This window comes from Pseudofrankia coriaricola, from assembly GCF_001854805.1.
In the GTDB taxonomy this organism is placed as follows: domain Bacteria; phylum Actinomycetota; class Actinomycetes; order Frankiales; family Frankiaceae; genus Pseudofrankia.
The window spans coordinates 1-6,100 of sequence record NZ_MBLO01000146.1 but is presented as its reverse complement, the minus strand read 5'-3'; the positions used below and the strand labels follow the sequence as shown (position 1 = coordinate 6,100).

Below are 6,100 nucleotides of genomic sequence, written 5' to 3'. Positions count from 1 at the left end.
CCGAGATGAACTCGAACCTTACTTCTGGTCGCTCGCGAAGAAGCTCGCCACTTTTTTTAGGAAAGCGTTGTCCATCTGCAGCTGTGCGTTCTTCTTCCGCAGCTCCTCGAGCTCGGCGCGCTCCGACACCGACAGCGGCTTCTCCCCAACCTCGCCGGTGTCCTTCGCCTTCTTCACCCAACTCCCCAAGCTCGTCTCGTTGATCCCGAGGCTCTTCGCCACCTCGGCGATCGTACGGTCCGAACCAAGGACGAGAGCCACTGCCTCATCCTTGTACTCCTGGGTGAACTTCCTCCGCATCGATCCCATCCCCGGATCTCCCTGGTAGTCAGTGATAAGTACGTCCACTGTCTACAGAACCGGGATCACTCCAGAGGCCGGTGCGCCGAGTGCCGGGCAGCGTGCGGGACGCGGCGAGGCTGATCTGCTGGTTGGGCAGCGTGGGGCGGATGGGTGGTGGCGGATCCGTCGGGCCGAGGTGGAGCGGTGGTGTGCGGCGCGGACGCCGCCGGCGACGGTGCTCGGCTACGACATGGTGTGTGCGGTGCCGAAGTCGGTGAGTCTGCTGTGGGCGTTCGGCGATGAGGCGCTGCGCGCTGACATCGCGGCGGCGCTGGATGCGGCGGTGGACGCGACGATCGGCTACCTGGAGCGTCACGCCGCGTTCGGCACGGTGCAGGGGGAGAACCGGCGGGCGCTGGGTCTGGCGGTGGCGTCGTATCTGCATGACGTGTCGCGTAGCGACGAGGCCCATCTGCATGTCCACAACGTGCTGATCAACGCGGTCGTCGTCCAGGGCGACCCGGACGACTCGGGGCCTGGTGGGTGGGAGTGGCGGGCGATCGACGGGGAGGTGCTGCTCGCCCAGGTCAAGACGGCTGGTCATGTCGGTGCGGCGGTGCTGCGCCATGAGCTGTCCGCTCGCCGTGGCGTCACCTGGGAGCCGGCGCGTAACAATCTTGCCGAGATCGCTGGTTTCCCGGCGGATCTGCTGGGGGCGTTCTCGACGCGGCATGGCGAGGTGACCGAGGAGTTCGCGCAGCTCGTCGCGGCCGGGTTGGAACCGTCTGGTGCGACGGTCGCCGCGGCGCAGCTTCGTTCGCGTGCTCCGAAGAAGGTTCTTGCCGATGAGCAGGTAGCCGCGATCCAGCACGACCGGCTGACCGCGGCTGGTTGGACTGTCGCCCAGGTTCGCGAGCTTGCTCCCACCCTGACCGGCCGTCCGGTGCCACGTGCCCAAGTGGCGGAGGACGACGTTGCCGCTCTGTTCGCTCAGCTTGCTGGCGCGTCCGGGTTGACCGCGCAGGCCACCACGTTCCTGCGGCGCGATGTGATCCGCCAGGTTGCCGGCTGGGCTGGTGATCGGCTCGGTGCCGAGGGCATCGAGAGGCTGTCCGACCGGTTTCTCGCTGACCGGCGGGTCGTCGTCCTGCACGACGCGACCCGTGCTCGGCGCCGTCACGAACCCGAACCGCTTTACACCACCGAGAACCTGCTGACGGCCGAGGACACCCTGTTCGCGCTGTACCGCCAGGGCCAGGTCGCCGCCGGCGCTCCGCCCCGCCGCCTCGTCGGCACGGAGCTCCTCGATACCCAGCTGGAGACCGCTACCCGCCCCGCACCCGTCGGCGCCGCGGGACCGGCGTTGTCCGCCGAGCAGGCCGACTTCGTCCGCCAGCTGCTGACCAGCGGCGATCTGGTTCGTGTCGCGGTCGGCCCGGCGGGCACCGGTAAGACGGAGGCGATGCGGACCCTGACCGCCATTGTCACCGCCGCCGGCCACCCGGTGCTGGCGACCGCGCACGGTGGCCGGCAGGCGGAGGAGCTCGGCGAGCGGATCGGTGTCCCGGCCCGGGTCGTGGCCAGCTGGCTGACCCTGCTCGACCACGCCGACGACCCGGCCACGGTCTGGCCGGCGGGCTCGGTGCTGATCGTGGACGAGGCGACCCAGGTCGCCACCCGCGACGCCGAACGGCTCCTGCGCTACGCCACCCGCACCGCCACTGTAGTCATCCTGCTCGGTGACCCGGCTCAGCTCGGCTCGGTCGGCGCCGGGGGCTGGTTCGCGCACCTCACCGCCCACACCCCGGACGTCCCCGCGCTGACGACGGTGCATCGGCAGGCCGGTGCGGCGATGGCGCCGGTTCGCGCCGCGCTCGCCGCGTTGCGCGCCGACACCGCGCCGGCCAGCCGCGCCGCTCTCGACCGGCTCGCCGCGGCCGGCCGGGTCCACCTCGCCGACAGCGCCGACGCGCTGCTGGAACGCGCCGTCGCCGACTGGTACACCGAACGCCTCCACCACCTCGGCGCGACCCGCCCCCGCACCGACGCGCCAAACCGCGCCGACCCGGACAACGCCAACCGCGCCACGAAGGCCAGCGACGCGCCGAACCAGTCCGGCGCCGAGCATCCTGGCGGCGCGAACCGCGCCACCATGCGCGCCGCCGCGCCGCCGGCGCGCCCAGACGACGCGGACAGCGCGACTCCGACCGGCGGCGCGGCCGACCGCGCTGGTTCCAGCGGCGCGCACGGCGCGAAACTCGGCGCGCGCGACCGCGCCGCGTCGCGCCCAGCCATGGTGGACGGGCCCGCCGGTCGTGAAGGTGGCAAGCGCCTGGAGGATGCTGCCGGCCGGGGTGGGCACGGCATGGGGGAGTCCGTACTGACACCCCGGCCGGCAGGGGTCCACATGATGGCCGAACGCAACCGCGACGTCGACACCCTCAACACCGCCGCCCGCGTCCTACTGGCCGCCGACGCCACCCTGACCGGCCCGGCCCTGCACGTCGCCAACCGGGATTTCCAGGCCGGCGACGAGGTCGTCACCCTGACCCAGGCCGGCCACACCCTGGTCCCCGCCGGCCGGCCCGCCTCCGCCTACATCCGCACCGGCACCGTCGGCGTCGTCACCGCCGTCCACCTCGCCGCCAACCCCTACGAGCAGACCCTCGAGGTCCACTTCCCGAGCAAGGGCACCGTCCGCGTTCCCTGGGACTACCTGACCCACCGCTTCGACGACGGCCGCACCGGCGGCCTCGGTCACGCCTACGCGCTGACCGCGGCCAAGGCCCAGAGCTCCACGATGGATACCGCCCGTGCGGTCGTCCCCGACGACACCAGCCGCCCCGGCCTGTACGTCATGCTCTCGCGCGCCCGCACCGACCTCCACGCCTACGTCCTGGGCCGTACCGACCTCGACGAGCGCGACGACGACGAGACCTGGCTGCCCGCCGGCCCCGACCCCGACAACCCCCTCGACCGGCTCGCCGACCGCCTCGCTCACACCCGCCCCGACCGCCTCGCCACCGACCACGACCCCGCCGCCACCGAAGCCCACCACCTGCGCCTCACCCACAGCCTCGCCGAACTCACCGCCCTACGCCTCGCCGCCGGCAACCGCGCTGACCAGCGCATCTCGGCAGGTCGCCGGCAGGCTCGCGGCGACACCGAGACGACGAACGACCCCGATAACGCCCATGACGAGCGCGGCACGCGCGCCGCGGACCCGCCCCGGCGCGTACCAGCGCCGATCCGCGCTGACGCGCCGAATGCACCTACGCCTGCGTCACCGCTCGCGCCAGAGGCGCTGCCCATTCACCACGCCACACCGACCCGACGGCGCGCCACCGACGACCCGAACACCGCAGCGACGCCACCACCCATGGCAGACGCGCCGAACCTCGCGCCACCGGGCGCCATCGTCGACGCGCCGAACGCGCCGAACGCGCCGAACGCGCCGAACGCGCCGAACGCGCCGAACGCGCCGAACGCGCCGGTCGCGCCGGTCGCGCCGAGTAGCGCCGACCTGCCGCGCCCGGTCGTGCTGCGCCGCGCCGAACTTGCCGCCGAGACCATCCTGCGCGCCACCGCTGTCACCCACCCACCACCGGAACTCCTCGCCCGGATCGGCCCCCGCCCACCGACCGGGCCCGATGGGGCGGCCTGGGACGACGCCGTCATCGCGCTGGCGATCTACCACGCCCGCCACCAGCCCGACACCGCACCCCACGACCCCGGACCGCCCCCCGGCGCCACCGGGCATGATCGGCACCGTGATCCGTGGCTACGCCTCCACGACCAGGCCACCCGCCTCGCCGACACCTGGGCCGCGACCCTCCCCGACCAGGCTCGAACCCGTTTCCACAGCCCCCACGAAGCCGTTCCTCGTCACCGCGCCATCGCCGGCCTACACGCCCTGCTCGAAAGCGGCCGCCACCTCGACCAGCTCCAAGCCGCTCTGGCCGCCGAGCCCTCCGCTGACATCCGCACCGGCGCCGCAGTCCTCGCCCACCGCGTCACCGACCTGTGTACGACCGCAGGCCTCGACGCCCAGCTGTACGAGCTGCCCGCCCCGACGACCCCGCAGCAGGAATGGAACACCGTCACCCGGCTCCTCGACACCGCCGAGACCAACCACCTCGCCACCCAGCCAACAGTCACGCTGCTCACCGAGCGGCGAACCCTCGACGACCAGCTCAACCACCCCACCGCCGCGGCCGGCCCCACGCCTTGACCCGGACCCATGCCGCAGCTGCGGCCCGACGGACCCGCCTCGACGCCGCGCTTGACCGCCAGACCACCCGCGCGTTCCTGGACGCCACCGCCAAACCCGCCGACTACCTCACTGCCCTGCTCGGTCCTCGCCCCACCACCGGATCCGCCGTCACGGCCTGGGACGAGGCGGCTCACCGCGTCGAGCACTACCGCCACCACACCCTCGGCCTGCCCTACGGCACCCCCGCCACCGCGGACAATTCCGACCCCGTCCGCAGGGCCCTCGGCGACCGCCCCGCCGACCCGACCGCCGCCCACGTCTACGACCAGGCCTGCCAGCCGGACTTCGACGTCAACCCGCCACTTCCGCTGTGACCGTCACCGCCACAGCGACGCACTACCAGGCACGACGTCCGTCCAGGTTTCCGGCGTCGCTGAACCATTCAGCTCCCGGGTCGCCGGGATTCCCAGACGGCCGGGCCGGCCCCGTCCGAGTCGAGCGCTGCGAGGTTCCATCGATCTGCGCTGCCGGCCCGGCGTGGTCCGGCGGCTGGCGCCGTCAACAGAGGATGGCCGTCGGCGCCAGTCTGTCTACGGGGCGGATCTGGGCGTCAGGCGCTGCGGGCGGCGGCGCGGGCCGGAGTGCGTTCGGTGGCGCGGGCGCGGTGGATCAGGCTCGCGAGGGTGACCACCGTCGGCGAATCCCAGCTCGCCAGCCAGGTGACGATGCGCTCGTCGAACGCGCCAAGCGTCACGCCCGCCAGAGCGCGATGCAGGGCGGGGCCCCGGTCGCCGAGGGCGATCAGCGGGGGCTCGTGCTCGATCGGCCCGTCCGGTGAGAGCGCGGCGAGGGCGGCTGGCGGTGGTACCGGGCCGGCGCGGAACACAAGGGTGACCTCGACGTCTTTTCTGGAGTAAGCAAAGAGGACATTCCTCGGATATGTGGAATGTTCGTCCGGGGAAGGGTGGCTGGTGTCGGCCGCTGCTGCTATCTGATGGTCGGGATCCCGAGGTCGGTCTGGGTTCCCGGGGAGTTGCGGATCGTCTTGTCGAGGCTGGTGAGTTTCTCTTTGGCTTTGGTGCGGCTGTAGTGGAGTCCTTCGACTTCGCCGAGCCAGCCGTTCATCTTGGCCTCGCTGATGCGGTCATCGAGGTTTCGAATGATTTCGACCAGCCGGGTTCGCTGGGCCGGTGAGACTCTCAGCATCGGGCAGCGCAGGCACGAGTGTTCGTGCTGGCAGCCTGTGCCGTAGGGTCGGCCGCAGTCGCCCAGTTCCAGCTTGCGGGCTTGGAAGTGTTGCTGGAACTCGCGCCATTCCTCCTCGGTTGGCTCACGGTACTCGGCYTCGGGCCGGACGGCCCGCCGGCCGTCGAGAAAGGACCTGTAGGACCGGATGAGATCTTCCTGGAAAACGGCGAGATATGCCTGTGTCGTGGTTATCGTCTGGTGGCCGAGCAGCCGTGCCGCTATATGGACCGGGAGCCCTCCGGTCACGGCCTCCGTGGTGAATATTCTGCGGAAGTCGTGGGCGCTGTAGTACAGTGGCTCGCCCGCGGCGTCGAGCAGGCCGGTCCGCGCGACCGCGTCGTTGAGGAGGTGGTGGAC

The 6,100-nt window shown here is 71.8% G+C and carries 5 protein-coding genes; 2 read left to right on the top strand and 3 right to left on the bottom strand.

Annotated elements, in window-relative coordinates:
- Positions 1-18: 18 nt before the first annotated feature.
- Positions 19-348, bottom strand: a complete 330-nt coding sequence (locus BCD48_RS19965; protein WP_241841707.1) for a transposase — start codon at positions 346-348, stop codon at positions 19-21.
- Between BCD48_RS19965 and mobF the strand changes: the two genes are divergently transcribed.
- Together mobF and BCD48_RS49390 are read left to right on the top strand one after the other, a co-directional pair.
- The gene (gene mobF, locus BCD48_RS53880; protein WP_491677151.1) at positions 332-4,513 is read left to right on the top strand and encodes a MobF family relaxase; all 4,182 of its coding nucleotides are present in this window, start codon (positions 332-334) and stop codon (positions 4,511-4,513) included. The genes BCD48_RS19965 and mobF overlap by 17 nt on opposite strands.
- A complete protein-coding gene (locus tag BCD48_RS49390) occupies positions 4,510-4,869 on the top strand; it encodes a hypothetical protein (protein ID WP_071049942.1) in 360 nt (119 codons plus the stop codon). Before mobF ends, BCD48_RS49390 begins: the two co-directional genes overlap by 4 nt.
- A 236-nt stretch (positions 4,870-5,105) precedes the next feature.
- Here BCD48_RS49390 and BCD48_RS19950 read toward each other — a convergent pair whose 3' ends face one another.
- Both BCD48_RS19950 and BCD48_RS19945 read right to left on the bottom strand, forming a co-directional pair.
- A complete protein-coding gene (locus BCD48_RS19950) occupies positions 5,106-5,381 on the bottom strand; it encodes a hypothetical protein (RefSeq protein WP_071049941.1) in 276 nt (91 codons plus the stop codon).
- A gap of 101 nt (positions 5,382-5,482) precedes the next feature.
- Positions 5,483-6,100: tyrosine-type recombinase/integrase (locus BCD48_RS19945; protein WP_131804063.1), on the bottom strand; the 618-nt coding region annotated here is incomplete at its 5' end.